We start from the raw sequence: 16,835 nt of genomic DNA on the forward strand, positions 1-16,835 counted from the left end.
AACCTCTGTAGGCCCGGTAAGCGTCAGCGCCACCGGGCTTTTTGCCCATGCAGGCCAGCGCATTTGCCTTTGGAACCTCTGTAGGCCCGGTAAGCGTCAGCGCCACCGGGCTTTTTGCCGGGTGGCACTACGTTTACCCGGCCTACATTGTGCCTACGGCCTGTACGGCAGTGAACCGTGACTAAAGGCATGAGCAAATCAGGCAAGATTTCTAAGCTGCCTGCCCGGCAGTGAACTGAAGCAATCTACATCTATCCCTTTGTCTGATAAACCAATACCTCAAAAACTCCCTCCAACCCCTTTTTTATTCCCCTTCAGCCTAACCATATAAAATCAACAACTTATGCACCATCAGGAAAAAAGGGTCTGCAAACCCGCTTCCTCCCGCCCCAACCTCAGCCCGCTGGCGGCGCGTCGCGCAGAAAAACCACCTGGACTTAAAGAATACTGAGCAGGCAATACAGCGACTTTCTTCTAAGCTTGTAAGCGATATCACAAAAAGGAGACGGACAACCATGAAACAAACTGTGGCTGCATACATAGCGAAAACCCTTGAGCAGGCTGGCGTAAAGCGTATCTGGGGCGTCACTGGCGATTCTCTGAACGGACTCAGCGATAGCCTTAACAAGATGAAAACTATTGAGTGGATGCCCACCCGCCATGAAGAAGTCGCCGCCTTTGCCGCCGGTGCCGAAGCGCAGCTTACGGGTGAACTCGCCGTCTGTGCAGGTTCCTGCGGACCGGGAAACCTGCACCTCATCAACGGTCTGTTCGACTGTCACCGCAACCATGTTCCGGTGCTGGCGATTGCGGCTCACATTCCGTCATCTGAAATCGGTAGCGGCTATTTTCAGGAGACGCATCCGCAGGAGCTGTTCCGTGAATGCAGCCACTATTGCGAGCTGGTCTCATCGCCGGAGCAGATCCCACAGGTGCTGGCGATAGCCATGCGTAAGGCGATCCTGAATCGCGGGGTTTCGGTGGTTGTGCTGCCGGGGGACGTGGCGCTGAAGGCCGCACCTGAAACCGCCACCACCCACTGGTACTCTGCGCCCCAGCCAACCATTACCCCTGCCGAAGAAGAGCTGAAAAAGCTGGCACAGCTGCTGCGATACTCCAGCAATATCGCCCTGATGTGCGGCAGCGGCTGCGCCGGCGCGCATAAAGAGCTGGTGGAATTTGCCGGTAAGCTGAAGGCGCCAGTTGTGCACGCCCTGCGCGGGAAAGAGCACGTTGAATACGATAACCCGTACGATGTCGGCATGACCGGGCTGATCGGTTTTTCCAGCGGCTTCCACACCATGATGAACGCCGACACGCTGATCCTGCTCGGCACCCAGTTCCCGTACCGCGCGTTCTACCCGACGGATGCCAAAATTATCCAGATCGACATTAATCCCGGCAGCATCGGCGCGCACAGCAAGGTGGATATGGCGCTTATCGGCGATATCAAATCCACCCTCGCCGCCCTGCTGCCGCTGCTGGAAGAAAAAACGGACCGCAAATTCCTCGATAAAGCCCTGAGCGATTATCGCGATGCGCGCAAGGGGCTGGACGATCTCGCCAAACCGAGCGAAAAAGCGATCCACCCGCAGTATCTGGCGCAGCAGATCAGCCACTTCGCCGACGACGATGCCATCTTCACCTGCGACGTAGGAACGCCCACCGTCTGGGCCGCGCGCTATCTGAAAATGAACGGCAAACGTCGCCTGCTTGGGTCGTTCAACCATGGCTCAATGGCCAACGCTATGCCGCAGGCGCTGGGCGCAAAGGCGACGGCACCGGAACGTCAGGTGGTGGCGATGTGCGGCGACGGCGGGTTCAGCATGCTGATGGGGGATTTCCTGTCGGTGGCGCAGATGAAGCTTCCGCTAAAAATCGTGGTCTTTAACAACAGCGTGCTGGGCTTCGTGGCGATGGAGATGAAGGCCGGAGGCTACCTCACGGACGGCACCGAACTGCACGACACCAACTTCGCCCGCATCGCCGAAGCCTGCGGTATCACCGGTATTCGGGTGGAGAAAGCCTCAGAGGTGGACGACGCCCTGCAACGCGCCTTCACCATCGACGGCCCGGTGCTGGTGGATGTGGTGGTCGCCAAAGAAGAGCTGGCGATCCCGCCTCAAATCAAGCTGGAACAGGCCAAAGGTTTTAGCCTCTACATGCTGCGCGCCATCATCAGCGGGCGCGGTGACGAAGTGATCGAACTGGCAAAAACCAACTGGCTCAGGTAAAACATTTCACAAGACCTCTTAAATTAAAGGGATGTGAAATGATTGATTTACGTAGTGATACCGTTACCCGTCCGGGCCGCGCCATGCTCGAAGAGATGATGGCCGCCCCGGTCGGGGACGACGTCTACGGCGATGACCCGACGGTCAACGAACTCCAGCGCTATGCGGCAGAGCTGAGCGGTAAAGAGGCTGCCCTGTTCCTGCCCACCGGCACGCAGGCTAACCTGGTGGCGCTGCTCAGCCACTGCGAGCGCGGCGAGGAGTATATCGTCGGCCAGGGGGCGCATAACTACCTATACGAAGCCGGCGGTGCGGCGGTGCTTGGCAGCATCCAGCCGCAGCCGATCGATGCCGCACCGGACGGTACGCTGCCGCTGGACAAAGTCGCGGCGAAAATCAAAGCCGACGATATTCACTTCGCCCGCACTAAACTGCTGAGCCTCGAAAACACCCATAACGGTAAAGTCCTGCCGCGCGAATACCTGAAAGCGGCATGGGACTTTACCCGCGAGCGTAAGCTCGGCCTGCACGTTGACGGCGCACGTATCTTCAACGCCGTGGTGGAGTACGGCTGCGAGCTGAAAGCGATCACCCAATATTGCGACTCGTTCACCATTTGCCTCTCTAAAGGGCTGGGTACGCCGGTAGGTTCCCTGCTGGTTGGCAGCGCGGACTACATCAGGCGCGCCAACCGCTGGCGAAAAATGACCGGCGGCGGGATGCGTCAGGCGGGTATTCTGGCGGCTGCCGGACTGTACGCTCTGAAAAATAACGTGTCACGCCTGAAAGACGATCACGACAATGCGGCGTGGATGGCAGCGCAGCTGCGTGAAATCGGCGCTGATGTCATGCGTCACGACACTAACATGCTGTTTGTCCGCGTCGGCGATGAGCATGCTGCCGCGCTGGGCGACTTTATGAAAGCCCGAGGCGTGCTGATTAACGCCTCCCCGGTCGTACGGCTGGTGATGCACCTTGACGTTAACCGCGAGCAGCTGACCGAGGTGGTGGAACACTGGCAGGCATTTTTACAGCGTTAAGGAGCATACCGTGCCGCAACGTATTCTGGTGCTCGGCGCCAGCGGGTATATCGGTCAGCATCTGACCACTGCGTTAAGCCAGCAGGGGCACCAGGTGCTGGCAGCGGCACGTAACACGGAACGCCTGCAAAAGCTACATTTGCCTGGCGTGACGTGTCACAACGTTGACCTTAGCTGGCCGAAAGCGCTTCCTGCGCTGCTGGAAGGGGTCGATACGCTTTACTACCTTGTCCACAGCATGGGCGAAGGCGGCGATTTTATCGCCCACGAGCGTCAGGTGGCGATGAACGTTCGTGATGCGCTGCTGCAAACGCCGGTGAAGCAGGTGATTTTTTTAAGCTCGCTCCAGGCGCCTGAGCACGAGCAGTCAGACCATCTGCGCGCCCGACAGCTGACGGCAGAAACGCTGCGGAGCGCCCGTATCCCCGTTACCGAACTGCGGGCAGGGATCATCGTCGGCGCGGGGTCCGCCGCGTTCGAAGTGATGCGCGATATGGTCTACAACCTGCCCGTGCTGACGCCGCCGCGCTGGGTACGCTCGCGCACCACGCCCATTGCGCTGGAGAATTTACTCCATTATCTGGTGGCATTGCTGGATCACCCGGCGGAGCAGCATCGCGTGCTGGAGGCGGCAGGCCCGGAAGTGCTGAGCTATCAGGCGCAGTTCGAACATTTTATGCGGGTGAGTGGCCGCCACCGCTGGCTGATCCCCATCCCCTTCCCGACCCGCTGGATATCGGTGTGGTTTTTGAATGTGATCACCTCCGTGCCGCCGACGACCGCCAAAGCGCTGATCCAGGGGCTGAAGCACGATCTGCTGGCGGACGATCGCGCGCTGCGCGCCTTAATCCCTCAGGAATTGATCCGCTTTGACGACGCGGTGCGCAATACGCTGAAAGAGGAAGAGAAGCTGGTGAACTCCAGCGACTGGGGTTATGACGCGCAGGCGTTTGCCCGCTGGCGGCCCGAGTACGGCTATTATCCGAAACAGGCGGGCTGTACGGTAAAAACCACGGCCAGCCTGGCAGCGCTGTGGGAAGTTGTGAACCAGATCGGCGGCAAAGAGCGCTATTTCTTCGGCAATATTCTGTGGCAAACGCGCGGCGCGCTGGATCTGCTGGTCGGTCACCGGCTGGCAAAAGGCCGCCCTGCCCTTCCCTGGCTGAAGGTGGGCGATACCGTCGACAGCTGGAAAGTGATTATTGTTGAGCCGGAAAAACAGCTGGCGCTGCTGTTTGGCATGAAGGCGCCGGGGCTGGGGCGGCTCTGCTTCACCCTCAAGGACAACGGCGACCATCGTGAACTGGACGTTCGGGCATGGTGGCATCCGCACGGAATGCCGGGTCTGTTTTACTGGTTGCTGATGATCCCGGCACACCTGTTTATCTTCCGCGGAATGGCGAAACGGATTGCGCAACTGGCAGAAGAAAAGCGGGAAAATAACTAAATAAAACTCTTAATCTTTCACCTTTCCCATTGCAACACATCGTAATTCACGAAAGAATGCGCACGAAATTCTTTTCAACACAGTGGATTGTTATGAAGGTACTGGTTACCGGGGCGACCAGCGGCTTAGGCCGAAATGCGGTCGAGTTTCTGCGCAACAAAGGCATCAGCGTGAGGGCCACCGGTCGCAATGAGGCGATGGGTAAGCTCCTGCAAAAAATGGGCGCTGAATTTGTCCATGCCGATCTGACGGAACTGGTCTCCTCTCAGGCCAAGGTGATTCTCGCCGGTATCGATACGCTGTGGCACTGCTCCAGTTTTACCTCTCCGTGGGGTACCCAGGAAGCCTTTGATCTCGCCAACGTGCGCGCCACGCGTCGTCTGGGCGAATGGGCCGTCGCCTGGGGCGTGCGTAACTTTATTCATATCTCCTCCCCGTCGCTCTATTTCGACTATCACCACCATCGTGATATTCAGGAAGATTTCCGCCCGGCGCGCTTCGCCTGCGAGTTTGCCCGCAGTAAAGCGGCGGGCGAAGATGTGATCGACCTGCTGGCCCAGTCAAACCCGCACACCCGCTTTACCGTGCTGCGTCCGCAGAGCCTGTTTGGGCCGCACGACAAAGTCTTTATCCCGCGACTGGCCCAGATGATGCACCACTACGGCAGCGTGCTGTTACCGCGCGGCGGCGATGCGCTGGTGGACATGACCTATTACGAAAATGCCGTTCACGCCATGTGGCTGGCGAGCCAGCCGGAATGCGATAAGCTGGTGTCGGGCCGCGCGTACAACATCACCAACGGCGAACCCTGTACCCTGCGCAGCATTGTGCAAAGGCTGATTGACGAGTTAAAGATCGACTGCCGGATCCGTTCCGTTCCCTACCCGATGCTGGACATGATCGCCCGCAGCATGGAACGCTTTGGCAGTAAATCGGCGAAAGAGCCTGCGCTGACGCATTACGGTGTGTCGAAGCTCAACTTTGATTTTACGCTGGATATTTCGCGGGCGGAGAACGAGCTGGGATATAAACCGATTGTATCGCTGGATGAAGGGATAGTGCGTACGGCGGCGTGGTTACGGGATCACGGGAAACTTCATCGTTAGCCTTTTGCCCGGTGGCGGCTGCGCCTTACCGGGCCTACAACTGCACCGTACTGTCCCCTCGCCCCCCTGGGGAGAGGGTTAGGGTGAGGGGAAAGAGCAGACACTAAAACGGCAACCCTGGGGGTTGCCGTTTGCTGTTTATAATGCCGTCCAGGCTTCAGCCCATGCCAGACCTGCGCCAGGTTCATAGTACGTCGGCGCATTGTTACACCAGCCGCTGTACGGGAACGGTTTGCACTGGAATAGTTTACCGTGGTTGTTCACGATATCACCGGCGTTGTACTTGCTATTCGCGCTCCATGCCGGGTAAGACGTATCTTCTCCGGATGGCGTTGCCGCTTTCGCTTTCACGTTCAGCAGGTAAGACGTGGTGCTGCTCAGTTCGCCATCGCTGACGGTCAGGCTCACTTCATACTGCTGCGCCGTCGCAGACTCTGGCGCTGTAAAGGTCACAACCGCTTTGTCCTGACCGGTAACAGTCTGACCATCCTGGGAACGCCAGGTATACGTCAGCGTGTTACCATCTGGATCGGTAGAGCCTTCGGCGCTCAGAGAAACCTGCGCACCCGCTTCCACTGCACCGATCGGACCGGCAATCTGCGCAACCGGCGCGTGGTTCACCACAACCGGCGTTTCATCCGGCGTTGGGGTTGGTGCCGGCGTTTCATCGTCGGATGGCGTCGGTGTTGGCGTGACCGGCGTTTCGTCCGGGGTCTCGGAAGAACCCTCGTCGTTAACAATTTTCACGTTAAAGAAGTGCTGCACGCACTTGCTGTAGTCACCGTCTTTAAATGCGCTGAACGGGGTCTGGTAACCCACCAGCTGGCAAGAGTAGGTTTTGCCGTCCGGGGTATCCGCGCTCCATCCCCAGTCCTGTTCCCAGTAAATCTTCAGGGCGCCTGCGCCACCTTCGTCGAACTGCTTCATGTTAGCGCAACCCAACACTTCGTTCGCCGGAACAGGCACTTTCAGGTAGTTCGCGAATTCTTTGTAATACTTGATACGGTTTTGAGACTGCGCAATTTCAGTCGGGCCGCCGCACTCAACGCCGCCGTTGATGATTTGGGTGGTCACACCAAAGCCCGGAACCAGACCGTTGGCTTTATCGTGGTCGTTCGGCTGCCATGTACCGTCGATCACCTGCAACATGCTTGGTTTTGGCGGCTGCGGATAGGCGAAGAAGAAGATCGCACTCGCCAGGTTCAGCCAGGTGTCCGCCACCAGCTCAGGTTTGTCGAGCAGCGTTCGCACGTCGCCGTACATCGCTTCAGAGAATGGGCCGTAGTTGTAATTGTAGGACAACTGTTTCGCACCACGACCGAAGTAGCTCAGGAAATCGCCGTCTTTATCTTTACCGCAAGGCCAGGTCTGCCCCTGCCAGACGTCCGGGTTACATTCGCCGTTATAACCGCCCTTCTGCCCTTCGCTCCAGCCCATTTCACGTACGTGGACCAGCGCCTGACGCCATTCGGCTTCCGGACGCCAGCTTTCGTGGCCGCCGGTCTCCTGGGCAAAGTGGGCAAACATGGTGGCCAGCTCTTTGCGGCAGATGGCGTCGCTGTCACGACCGTCATTGTAGGTCTTACACAGCGCCGGGAATTTACCCACGGCTTTCAGGAAGTTGCTGTAGGTATAGGCCTGCGCGCGCAGCGGGAAGAGATATTCCCAGTCGCTGGCTTTCACAATCCCTTCAACGCGCTTAACGTTGTCCGGGTTCGCCGCCCGGCCTGGCTCAATCAATTCAACCTGCGCGTTATCCAGCGTCTGGATGGTCTCTTTAACCGAAGCCATCAGCGGGAAGTCCGTCAGTTCCTTCTCTTTCTTCGCCAGATCGCTGGCTTTGATGGTGTACGGCTCACTGCTGGTCTCCTTCAGGTTAGCAGCCTGAGCCATGAGTGGCGCCACGCAGGCTCCCGCAATGAGTACACTCAGTAACGTCCTTTTGTTCATTTCAGTTTTCCTGTTCGTTTAAAATTAAATGTTAAAATCCCGGCTTAGGTATTACTCCGTTAATACATAAACCACATTCAGCTGTTTTCACTTTTCGAAGAACACCTTCAGGAATTCTTCAAAAATAAAAAACGTTAATAACGTGCTGCTAATTTGAGTTGCTGATATTTGGCCCAGACCTTATGGGCATATTTCATCCTCTGCGGATAATTTTCTTTTTTCAGTCCGGCGTTATACGCGCCAACGGCTTCCCAGTTATAGCCATACACCCTGATCATCCCGGCGAGGATAGAAGCCCCGACCATGATCGAAGTACATGGCTCCGTGATTAACCGGTATTCGTCGATTCCTCTGCTTTCCAGCGCGGTAAAATGCGAACTGTTGATTTGCATCAGCCCGACATCCCGCGTGCCATCGCGGTTTTGCCCAACCGCATACGGGTTCATTCCGGATTCCACATTCGCTATCGCGTACAGTGAATAAGGGTCGACATGATAATAATGCGCCGCTTTATTCCAACAGTTTGCCAGAGCGCTTTGGCTTATTATCAATAACAACAAAATCAACTTTTTCATTTTTACCTGCTGACAGTTTCGGTTATTTCTCCTTACCAACATCCTGTAAAATGAATTTTGAATCACTCCCCCTCTAAAAGGGGGAGTGATTAATGGGTTAGATTATTTGCAGTCTGTTGATGCGCCTTCTTTTACCCATACGTCGCTGTTGGCTGGGTTATCACCACGGGTCCACCATTTCGCACGGTAAACGTTTCCTTCATAGGTGGTAGTGTCGCCGCCGTTGTAGACCAGGTCAGAACGCCAGTTCATCTTCACGTTGCTCACCAGCTCCCATGCATCCACACCGAAGCCAGGCTGATTGCCCTGGGTCCAGTACTTCGCTTTCCACACCAGATGGTCGAAGCTTACGGTATCGCCACCGTTGTAGATTTTGCTGGATTCCCACGCCGCATATTTGCTGGCGTTAGCATCCACAGGTGCATCGCAGCTCCCTTTGTCAGACGGTGGAGTCACATCATCAGCCGGAGGGGTAACGTCATCCGCCGGGTTAGTGTCTTCGTCATCTGGCACAGGTGCAGGCGCCGCTTTCGGATTCACGGTGACCTGGACGTTAGACTGCACGCTGGTCTTACCGTCGCTCACCACCACGCTCAGGGTGTAGGTAGACGTCGAGCTCACTTCCGGCGCAGTGATGTTCACGTTCGCGGAGTCAGTCCCGGTAGCGTGCATATCTGCTGGTACACTCCAGGCGTAGGTCAACGCATCTCCGTCTGGATCCGCGGCCTGGGCATGCAGCGCATAGGTTTCACCTGATTCAAGCGTGATCGCTTCCATTGGGTTTAAAACCGGTGCCTGGTTAGCTTTCGGCGCCTTGTTCACCACCTGGATATCAATCGCGTTGCTCAGGCCTTTTGCATCGGTCACCGTCAGGCGGAACACCATGGTCTGGTCGGACGTCGCGGCGGCAACGTTAAAGGTCGCTTTCGCTTTGGTGCTGTTGGTGATGGTGACCGACGGACCAGAGACCTGAGTCCATTTGTAGGTAATCGCATCGCCATCAGGATCGCTTGAAGCAGAGCCATCGAGCGTGACGGTTATCGGGCCAGACACGTTCTGATCGGCAGAGGACGCGATTGGCGCGTGGTTGGTGACCTCCGGATCAACCGGCGTAGCGTCACCGCCCAGCAGGCTTTCGTTCATCGCGTTCAGGATGTCACCGGTGTCAGAGTCGATAGACCATGCGAACAGGCCGCCCAGTTTATTCGCCAGAACATACTTACCTTTCGCCGTGGTTGAACGCGCATCTTCATACGTGATCAGATCGCCGGTAGTTTTGTTGAAGACGTAAGGGGCTTCCGCATCAGCGTCGTAGCCGTATTCCCAGCCTGGTTTGCCTTTGTATTCGTTAACGATCTGACGATAGTCAACCACGCCGGGTTCCCAGGTCCCTTTCACCATACCTGTAGCGGTGCCGGTGAATGGATTGTTACCGGTGTAGCCATGCACGCCGGTCCAGCCGCGGCCATACATTCCCGCACCCACCACGATCTTGCCTGGTTGTACGCCCTGGGAAAGCAGCGCGTTAACGCCATTTTCAGTGGTGTAGTCAGTGTCCGGACGCCATGCTGGCGCGCGCAGCGCCGCCTGGTGGCCGAGAACGGTGTTGCTCCAGCCGCCGTAGAAGTCATAGCTCATCAGGAAGATGTGGTCGAGGTACTGCTGAGCGGCAGTGTAATCCACGTCTTCGATCTTATCGCGGCCTGCACCGATTGCGCTGGTCAGTTCATAGGTACGGCCCGTCTGTGCAGACAGCTCGTTCAGCATGGTGCGCAGGTCGTGCATCAGCGCGGTATAGGTTGCTTTATCCTGCTGCGGGTTACCCAGGTTTTCGCTCACACCGCCGCCGCCAGGGAATTCCCAGTCGATATCCACGCCGTCAAAGAATTTCCAGGTCTGGAGGAACTCTTTCACAGAAGAGACAAAGCGTGCGCGGATAGCCGGGTCACCCATGTGGAAGAACGGATCGGAGAGCGTCCAGCCGCCGATAGATGGCAGCACTTTCAGGTCCGGATGCGCTTTTTTCAGCGCCATCAGCTGACCAAAGTTACCTTTGTACGGGTCGTCCCAGCTGGAGACGCCAGCCTGTGGTTTTTGCAGCGCAGCCCATGGGTCGTGGATCGCCACGGTATAGTCAGGACGTCCTTTACAGTCGTTCTGAAGCACGCGGAAGCTGTTGCCGCCTTCAATGGTTTTCAGGCCGTCGTTGATGCCGTCACCGCCACAGATTGGAATGAAGCCGTACAGAATGTGGTTGAGGTTTGCCGCAGGGATCTTATCAACCGGGAAGTTACGGTCATAAACGCCCCACTCCGGGAAGTAGGCCGCAACCACTTTATCGGTATGCTTCGCAAACGCTTTGTTATTCTCTTTGAGAGACGTATTCAGCGGCAGCAGGTGGCTACCGTCGGTGTCTGCCACAATAATCAGCTTGCTGGCGCTTTTCGCACAGCCGCTGGCGTTACAGACTTCAACCTGTTCCTGATAACGCCCGCCTTTTTTCACTTTAAACGTTGCAGAGCCCGTCGCGCCGGCTGCGCCGGTCCATACGGTTTGTCCGTCCAGCAGAACTTTCGCTGAAGTTGGCGCATCACCACTCCAGACGTTCCACTCAACTTTTACATCCACGCCATCGTTATGCACTTTGACAAGATTGTTATAATCCTGGGCTGCCTGATCCACTTCCACCAGGGCAAATTTGTCATTGCCATAGCCGATCGTCGGTGCACCTGGCGCTGCTGCAAATGCGGAGCTGGTTGCCGCCGCAATAAAGAGCGCCAGATATTTTGGCTTCATAAATTTCATTTTTATTTCCTGATAAATTTATTCGTAACGTAATAACCCATGTCTTCCGTGAGATCATGGATGCGTTTCGCGTAATGCGTATTTAACCAACGTGAGTGTCGTGAACAAAAAAATTGTTGCTGCGTTGTATTCCCCCATTAAAAGATACAAGCCCAAATTCCGTGTAGCTTATATCCTTTACGATACGCTGAGCATAAAGAGACGTCCTTCTCTTCTACCATCGAAAAAACTCATAAAAAATCTTGACCTGTATATTTAAAATGTGAAAGCAAATTGCTGACTCATAAACACCCCTATTCCAGCAAAGGCGAGATAAGGACCAAAAGAAATAGTGAGGTTATTTTTATTTGAATTATTTACGGCGAAATAACCGACAATACCGCTTAACGCTGCCGCCAGTTCAATGGAGGGCAACGCCTGCCAGCCGCACCAGGCGCCCAGCGCCGCCAGTAGCTTAAAATCCCCGTAACCCAGACCTTCTCGTCCCGTGATCAGACGAAAAGCCCAGTAGAGCAGCCAGAGCGACAGATAGCCCGCCACTGCGCCGAACAGCGCATCGCGTAGCGGCAACGTGTGGTCAAACGCATGGAGCACTAACCCCGCCCACAGCAGCGGCTGGGTCAGGCAGTCCGGAAGCAGCTGGTGCTGCCAGTCGATCATGGCCAGCGGCAGTAAAAAAGCCGCCAGTAACCACAAAGAGAACAGCGCCTGAACGTCCGGCATGCACCAGGCCGTGATGCCAAAAAACAAGGCGGAGATCAGTTCGACCAAAAGGAGTCGCAGCGGGATCGCGCTCCCGCACTGGTGGCAGCGTCCCCGTAATAACAGCCAGCTGAGCAGCGGGATGTTTTCCCACGCGGCAAGCGCGTGCTGGCACACCGGACAGTGCGAGGCCGGAAAGAGCAGATTGCCACTCCCCTCCTCATCCATCACCATCCCCGGTACGCGTTCGGCGACAACGCCAAGAAAACTGCCCACAATGCCGCCCAGGATCGCACTCATTATCGGGAACCCTACCGGAAAGGCGTCCCGCATCAGCGAAAAGGTATTCATGCGTTTTTTGACCAGGTGAGCTGCACCTGCGCTTTCACGTCGCTGAGGTGGTCCACCGGCGTGAGGTTTATTTTTTGCAGTCTCACGCCGGAGGTCTGATTAATTTCACGCAGCCAGCTTCTTAATTCATACACATTCACCCGATTCAACACGAACGATAAAGTTTGCCCCTCCTGGCGCATATCCGTCAGTGAAAGGTTAATTTCATGGGCGCTGTTCTCGACCACCGTACGCGGATTATTCGTTTTGACTATCTGGACCTGAAGATGATTTTTATCAATTTCACTGCGCATCCAGTTAAGGGTTTCTTTTTGTCTTTTAAGCGTCGACTTACTATTTTGAATCATATTATCCAGGGGGATCACTCCCGTGTAATACACCACTGCCCCCACAATGGCAACGGCACATATTTTTAAAATAATTTTTTCCCGGGTGCTATAATTCTGATAGCGTGACTTCAGCTGCGCGATTCGCTCTTTCATTTATGTTTCCCTGCGATCATGGCGGTATACGGTTCGGTTGTTGAAACAGGCTGTAAGGTAAAATCAAAATTCTCACTGGTCTGGTTAACAAACGCCTGCAACGCGGGCTGGTTTTGCGCGCTGACGCTCAGCGTCAGGGTGTTTTGCTGCGCATCGTATTCCAGCAGCTCGATCTCCATCGCAGGGACTGACTGCCGGGCGTTCTCCAGCTCATCAAGCTGAAGAAAGAATCCCTTGCTCTGTTTTTTCAGGCTTTGACCAAAGTGATATTTGATATTGGTCTGCTGGCGCATGCTGGGGAAATGGTGCTGATAAACCTGGACGATCTCCTCCTGCACCCGATTTTCCTGCTGCACCAGCATCCAGGCCATTGCAATGCGTGGCCCCAGCAGCAGAGCAACAGACAGCACACCCGCCGCCACCATCGCGGCTTTCATACTTTTCGCCGCCCGCCCATTACCGGCCTTAAGGCTGAATTCACCGTGAAGCAGGTTAACGCGGCAGGTTTGCCACTGCGGCTGAATCAGTGCCAGCGGATGCTGCCAGGCATGCTGCACGTCAACGTGCACCTTCGCAGGCGCATCGCCGTAACACCACACTTCCCCGACCCCGGCTTTCTGCATTAACAGCGGCAGCAGGGTTGCCTCCATTTCACCTGCCACATGGGGCGATAAACGCAGCCAGTAGCTATCATCCTGTGCGACCAGCGTGCTGCCCCCTGTCGTCACGGGTAGCAGCCAGGCATCAGGCAGGGCCTGAATCACGTTTAATCCGGCCTCCTGACAGCTGGTTAATGCCGCGCGCAGGCGGTCGGCGTCAATGGCCACGGCGTCGACGTCGGCCCCTTTTTTGTGGAGTACCGTCCAGTGGAGGTTGTCCACGTCGCCAATCAGCGTCTCTTCCGCCATCCACGAGAAGGCCATCGCCTGAGAAGCCACCTTTTTCGGCAGCGTAAAATGGCGGAAAATCATGTCGCTGGCGGGCAACAGGAGACAAACGCGCGTAGCCAGGGGGTGTTCGGCCAGCATCTCCAGGCTGTCGACCACCTCGACGCGCTCGCTGCCGGACTCACACCACATTATTTTTCCGCCCTCGCGGCTGTCGGGACGAACAAAAAGTACCTGTTTCATAACGTTCTACTTTGCTTATTCAATCATTCGGTAACGACGCTGCCACGTCACGATCTCACCGGCTTCGTTATTCACCTGAAGCTGGCTGACCACGCGAAGCGTTAATTCATCGGTATTGCCGGTGTAATTCACGCGGAAGTACCGGCTGTTTATAGAAAATTGATCCGCCACCTGCGGGAGATCGTCTTTTAGCTGCGGGAAGGCCTGCTCCAGCGCTTTGCTGAACGCTTCCATATTTTCCCAGCCCGATTCCGGACGCGCATCCAGCAGGCGAACGGCGTCATCCCGCGTCAGTTTTCCGGGGAACATGGCCGCCAGCACGGCGGCCTGTTCCGGTTGCAGGGTGTTGACATCGACCTTGCTGGCAGCGTCCGGCAGCGCGCATAACAGCTTGCTCACCTTCGGATACGCCGTAACAGGGAACGCCGGCAGCAGTTTGATTTCCGCGATGCTGCGCATCATCTGATTTGCCGGTTGCCGCGCGGGCACGACGCCAGCCCACGCATCGCTTTCGGCCCCCTCCTTCGCCGTGGTGCTGTCACCATCGAGATAATCCACCAGCTGGAAATAGACCGCCTCCGCCGTGCCCGGGCTGAGGCCGCTTTCCGTCAGGAGTTGTTCAACAATCCGCGCTTTACGCGATTTTTCCGCCACCCCGGGAGCGCTTTGCCCCTGGGGTGCGATGTCGGCGGTCAACAGGTTATTGACGTTAAAGCAGTCCTGCGCATCTTCCACCTGGCTCACGACCGTATAGTCCTCACCCTGCGTCTCCAGCGGCTGATGCCAGTCGCCGTCCAGGGCCAGTGGCTTGCTCTCGCCGCTGGCGTCGGTCTGTAACCGGTCCTTCACCACTTTTTCCTGGGTCTGCATCGCCCAGCGCAGCTGCTGCTGGCTTACCTGATAATGCGTTTTCTGCAAATTACGGCAGAACTGCTGGCTGATTTTGGCAGCCAGCGCCGACATCATCACCAGCAAAATCAGCACCACCAGCAGGGCGACGCCCTGTTGTTGACGGATCCGTTTCATGGTCTGGTCTCCGGCGAAGGCGCTGGCGCCGCGGCAGCGGCCACCTCCGGCATATCACCCGGTGTAGTGAACACCCAGCGCCAGGTATCCCCGCTTTCCATCGTCAACGTAACCTCCACGCCGTCCGGCAGATGGGCGGCGTCGTGCCAGGCGGTCAGCCAGCCCTGACGATAAAACCGCCACTGCAATGATTTTACGCCGCTGACAATCGGCACCTCGTCAGGCTTAACGTCCGCCGGGCCGTCAATGACCGGCCAGACGTCGCGATACAAACGCCCCTCTTCCAGCCGCCAGCGCACGCGCTCCAGCTGGACCGTTCCGCTCACGCCATTCAGGGTGGTCAGTTCAAGAGCATCGCCCTCCTGACGAAACAGCTCCGGCTCATTACGCGGGGCGCGCGCCTGAAGCTGGAAAAAATCACGCTCCATCAGACTCCAGGCGCGCTGAAGCTGGTTGAGCTTTGCGGCGCTGGCATCGGTGGCCGAGCTGGTACGCATCGCGCCGTCCAGAATTTGCCAGGCCAGGGTGCTGATCACCGCGAAGATAGTCAGCGCAATCATGATCTCCAGCAGGGTAAATCCGCGCTGGCGTCGCGTTTTCTTCACTTGCTCTCTCCCGGCGGAATGATGCGCAGGGAGATAACCGGCTGGCTCTCATCGCTTTCCGCATATACGCGTAGGGTATTCGCCCAGACGTTGTCGGCGGTTTTCACCCGCTGCTTACGCCAGTTCCAGCTGCGCCCGCCCATGATTTCCGTCCCCTGCTGTTCAGCATCCGGGAAGTCAGTTCTGGTGAGCTGTGCCTCCGCCAGCTGGTTTTCCGCCACCCAACTGGCCTGCAAGGTATCGGCCAGGCCATGGGTAAAACGCACGTTCAGGGAGACCGAGTTCATCAGTGCCAGCGCGGCGGTGGAGAAAATCACCAGAGCGACCATCACCTCCAGCAGCGTCATCCCCTTTTGCTTTTTGTTGCCGTTAGCCATCGTTTTCTACCGATACCGGCGCCGCACCGTGCGACACCACGCGGAAATGGTGCTGTTTGTCGTAACTTTGCAGCGTCAGCGTAAAGCGGCTGATTTCACCGTCCGGTAAAAAGATCACCTGCGGCTCGGAGGTCACCGTCGCGGCCAGACGCTGCGGCGAAAGCGACACATGCATCTCTTCCGGAAAATCACCTTTGGTGTTAATGCGTCCGGCAGATAATGGCATCCAGTGACGCTCGCCTTTTTTATCGGCGATCGTCACCAGCTGATATTTATCGGTGGCGATCACCAGCCCGACAATATTTCCGTCCATCACCGCACGGTCTGAACCATAATCAACGAGCGCTTTTAATTGCTGGCCAAATATATCCGCGCCGCTGCGCGAAGGAATGGTGGACACCACCATCATGGCGCAACTGGCAAATATCACCAGCGCCAGAATAATTTCCAGCAACGTAAAGCCGCGTTGATTTTTCATTATTTCTCTTTCTTATCGAGAGACCAGTTGGTAATGTCATCGGCGGTATTGGCTTCGCCGTCCGGACCGGCTGAGAAGACGTCCACCGCGCCGTGTTCACCCGGGCTCACCAGAAGATAATCATTGCCCCAGGGGTCCTGCGGCAGGCGACGGATATAGCCGTCCGTGCGGTAGCCGTTCGGGATTGGCGCGATTTCAGGTTTGGTCACCAGCGCCTGCAAACCCTGCTCTGTGGTCGGGTAGCGGTGGTTATCCAGCTTGTACATATCCAGCGAGCCTTCGAGCGCGACAATATCGCTGGTTGCTTTTTGCGTATCGGCTTTTTCCTTATTGCCCATTAAATTTGGCACCACCATACTCGCCAGTACGCCGAGAATAACAATGACCACCATTAATTCGAGCAATGTAAAGCCCTGAGAGATCCCCTCATAATTTCCCCAAAGCGTAACCATGTGTGAATAAATTTTGAGCTAGTAGGGTTGCAGCCACGAGTAAGTCTTCCCTTGTTATTGTGTAGCCAGAATGCC

Annotated in this window: 17 protein-coding genes; 5 read left to right on the forward strand and 12 right to left on the reverse strand. The window is 56.4% G+C overall.

All coding sequences use genetic code 11. The annotated features are described in order from the left end of the window. The first annotated feature begins 47 nt into the window (after positions 1-47). The 5 genes from ACOTX5_RS24640 (at position 48) to ACOTX5_RS24660 (ending at position 5,827) form a co-directional block, all read left to right on the forward strand. Entirely contained in the window at positions 48-185 is a 138-nt protein-coding gene (locus ACOTX5_RS24640) for a hypothetical protein (protein ID WP_154232877.1), read from the forward strand. A 330-nt stretch (positions 186-515) separates the two neighbouring features. Further along, positions 516-2,234 carry a ubiquinone-dependent pyruvate dehydrogenase gene (gene poxB, locus ACOTX5_RS24645; protein ID WP_017384850.1) on the forward strand — a complete coding sequence of 573 codons (1,719 nt, stop codon included), beginning with the start codon at positions 516-518 and terminating at the stop codon, positions 2,232-2,234. A 38-nt stretch (positions 2,235-2,272) separates the two neighbouring features. Further along, positions 2,273-3,274 carry a low-specificity L-threonine aldolase gene (ltaE, locus tag ACOTX5_RS24650; RefSeq protein ID WP_023296208.1) on the forward strand — a complete coding sequence of 334 codons (1,002 nt, stop codon included), beginning with the start codon at positions 2,273-2,275 and terminating at the stop codon, positions 3,272-3,274. Positions 3,275-3,284: 10 nt separating this feature from the next. Further along, on the forward strand, positions 3,285-4,721 hold the full coding sequence (locus ACOTX5_RS24655; RefSeq protein ID WP_045911408.1) for an SDR family oxidoreductase: 1,437 nt from the start codon (positions 3,285-3,287) through the stop codon (positions 4,719-4,721). A gap of 92 nt (positions 4,722-4,813) precedes the next feature. Then, on the forward strand, positions 4,814-5,827 hold the full coding sequence (locus ACOTX5_RS24660) for an NAD-dependent epimerase/dehydratase family protein (protein ID WP_047726861.1): 1,014 nt from the start codon (positions 4,814-4,816) through the stop codon (positions 5,825-5,827). Positions 5,828-5,965: 138 nt separating this feature from the next. Here the strand turns inward: ACOTX5_RS24660 and ACOTX5_RS24665 are convergent, their stop codons facing one another. The 12 genes from ACOTX5_RS24665 to ACOTX5_RS24720 all read right to left on the reverse strand — a co-directional run. Next, positions 5,966-7,777 carry a glycoside hydrolase family 19 protein gene (locus ACOTX5_RS24665; protein WP_017693713.1) on the reverse strand — a complete coding sequence of 604 codons (1,812 nt, stop codon included), beginning with the start codon at positions 7,775-7,777 and terminating at the stop codon, positions 5,966-5,968. A 134-nt stretch (positions 7,778-7,911) separates the two neighbouring features. Beyond that, a complete protein-coding gene (iagB, locus tag ACOTX5_RS24670; RefSeq protein ID WP_059453129.1) occupies positions 7,912-8,352 on the reverse strand; it encodes a type III secretion system invasion protein IagB in 441 nt (146 codons plus the stop codon). A 102-nt stretch (positions 8,353-8,454) separates the two neighbouring features. Next, complete coding sequence (locus ACOTX5_RS24675; protein ID WP_045911409.1) at positions 8,455-11,157, reverse strand: glycosyl hydrolase family 18 protein; 2,703 nt, start codon at positions 11,155-11,157, stop codon at positions 8,455-8,457. 255 nt (positions 11,158-11,412) lie between these two features. Further along, the gene (locus ACOTX5_RS24680; RefSeq protein ID WP_045911410.1) at positions 11,413-12,210 is read right to left on the reverse strand and encodes a prepilin peptidase; all 798 of its coding nucleotides are present in this window, start codon (positions 12,208-12,210) and stop codon (positions 11,413-11,415) included. Further along, positions 12,207-12,692, reverse strand: coding sequence for a type II secretion system protein GspM (gene gspM / locus ACOTX5_RS24685; RefSeq protein ID WP_017384857.1), 486 nt, complete (start codon positions 12,690-12,692; stop codon positions 12,207-12,209). The genes ACOTX5_RS24680 and gspM overlap by 4 nt, the downstream gene beginning before the upstream one ends. After that, positions 12,689-13,822, reverse strand: coding sequence for a type II secretion system protein GspL (gspL, locus tag ACOTX5_RS24690; protein ID WP_045911412.1), 1,134 nt, complete (start codon positions 13,820-13,822; stop codon positions 12,689-12,691). Before gspL ends, gspM begins: the two co-directional genes overlap by 4 nt. Positions 13,823-13,837: 15 nt before the next feature. Beyond that, positions 13,838-14,848: a type II secretion system minor pseudopilin GspK gene (gene gspK / locus ACOTX5_RS24695; RefSeq protein WP_017384859.1), complete on the reverse strand. Its 1,011-nt coding sequence runs from the start codon at positions 14,846-14,848 to the stop codon at positions 13,838-13,840. Then, positions 14,845-15,453 (reverse strand): type II secretion system minor pseudopilin GspJ, encoded by a 609-nt coding sequence (gspJ, locus tag ACOTX5_RS24700; protein ID WP_023303378.1) that lies wholly within the window; start codon positions 15,451-15,453, stop codon positions 14,845-14,847. Before gspJ ends, gspK begins: the two co-directional genes overlap by 4 nt. Beyond that, positions 15,450-15,830 carry a type II secretion system minor pseudopilin GspI gene (gene gspI, locus ACOTX5_RS24705; RefSeq protein WP_015571001.1) on the reverse strand — a complete coding sequence of 127 codons (381 nt, stop codon included), beginning with the start codon at positions 15,828-15,830 and terminating at the stop codon, positions 15,450-15,452. Before gspI ends, gspJ begins: the two co-directional genes overlap by 4 nt. Continuing rightward, a complete protein-coding gene (gene gspH / locus ACOTX5_RS24710) occupies positions 15,823-16,308 on the reverse strand; it encodes a type II secretion system minor pseudopilin GspH (RefSeq protein WP_023303377.1) in 486 nt (161 codons plus the stop codon). Before gspH ends, gspI begins: the two co-directional genes overlap by 8 nt. Continuing rightward, entirely contained in the window at positions 16,308-16,760 is a 453-nt protein-coding gene (gspG, locus tag ACOTX5_RS24715; RefSeq protein WP_234101255.1) for a type II secretion system major pseudopilin GspG, read from the reverse strand. Before gspG ends, gspH begins: the two co-directional genes overlap by 1 nt. After that, the coding region (locus tag ACOTX5_RS24720; protein WP_230391880.1) for a hypothetical protein at positions 16,735-16,835 on the reverse strand (101 nt) is incomplete at its 5' end. The genes gspG and ACOTX5_RS24720, both read right to left, overlap by 26 nt.

Origin of the sequence: Enterobacter cloacae complex sp. IR5441 (assembly GCF_049238215.1) — a bacterium.
Taxonomy (GTDB): domain Bacteria; phylum Pseudomonadota; class Gammaproteobacteria; order Enterobacterales; family Enterobacteriaceae; genus Enterobacter; species Enterobacter hormaechei_C.

Bases quoted from the DNA above. Each gene is read 5' to 3' on its own strand.
- ltaE (WP_023296208.1), top strand. From the start codon at position 2,273: ATGATTGATTTACGTAGTGATACCGTTACCCGTCCGGGCCGCGCCATG.
- ACOTX5_RS24660 (WP_047726861.1), top strand. From the start codon at position 4,814: ATGAAGGTACTGGTTACCGGGGCGACCAGCGGCTTAGGCCGAAATGCG.
- ACOTX5_RS24640 (WP_154232877.1), top strand. From the start codon at position 48: ATGCAGGCCAGCGCATTTGCCTTTGGAACCTCTGTAGGCCCGGTAAGC.
- ACOTX5_RS24665 (WP_017693713.1), bottom strand. From the start codon at position 7,777: ATGAACAAAAGGACGTTACTGAGTGTACTCATTGCGGGAGCCTGCGTG.
- gspM (WP_017384857.1), bottom strand. From the start codon at position 12,692: ATGAAAGAGCGAATCGCGCAGCTGAAGTCACGCTATCAGAATTATAGC.
- gspK (WP_017384859.1), bottom strand. From the start codon at position 14,848: ATGAAACGGATCCGTCAACAACAGGGCGTCGCCCTGCTGGTGGTGCTG.
- ACOTX5_RS24675 (WP_045911409.1), bottom strand. From the start codon at position 11,157: ATGAAATTTATGAAGCCAAAATATCTGGCGCTCTTTATTGCGGCGGCA.
- iagB (WP_059453129.1), bottom strand. From the start codon at position 8,352: ATGAAAAAGTTGATTTTGTTGTTATTGATAATAAGCCAAAGCGCTCTG.
- gspG (WP_234101255.1), bottom strand. From the start codon at position 16,760: ATGGTTACGCTTTGGGGAAATTATGAGGGGATCTCTCAGGGCTTTACA.
- ACOTX5_RS24680 (WP_045911410.1), bottom strand. From the start codon at position 12,210: ATGAATACCTTTTCGCTGATGCGGGACGCCTTTCCGGTAGGGTTCCCG.
- poxB (WP_017384850.1), top strand. From the start codon at position 516: ATGAAACAAACTGTGGCTGCATACATAGCGAAAACCCTTGAGCAGGCT.
- gspH (WP_023303377.1), bottom strand. From the start codon at position 16,308: ATGAAAAATCAACGCGGCTTTACGTTGCTGGAAATTATTCTGGCGCTG.
- gspL (WP_045911412.1), bottom strand. From the start codon at position 13,822: ATGAAACAGGTACTTTTTGTTCGTCCCGACAGCCGCGAGGGCGGAAAA.
- gspI (WP_015571001.1), bottom strand. From the start codon at position 15,830: ATGGCTAACGGCAACAAAAAGCAAAAGGGGATGACGCTGCTGGAGGTG.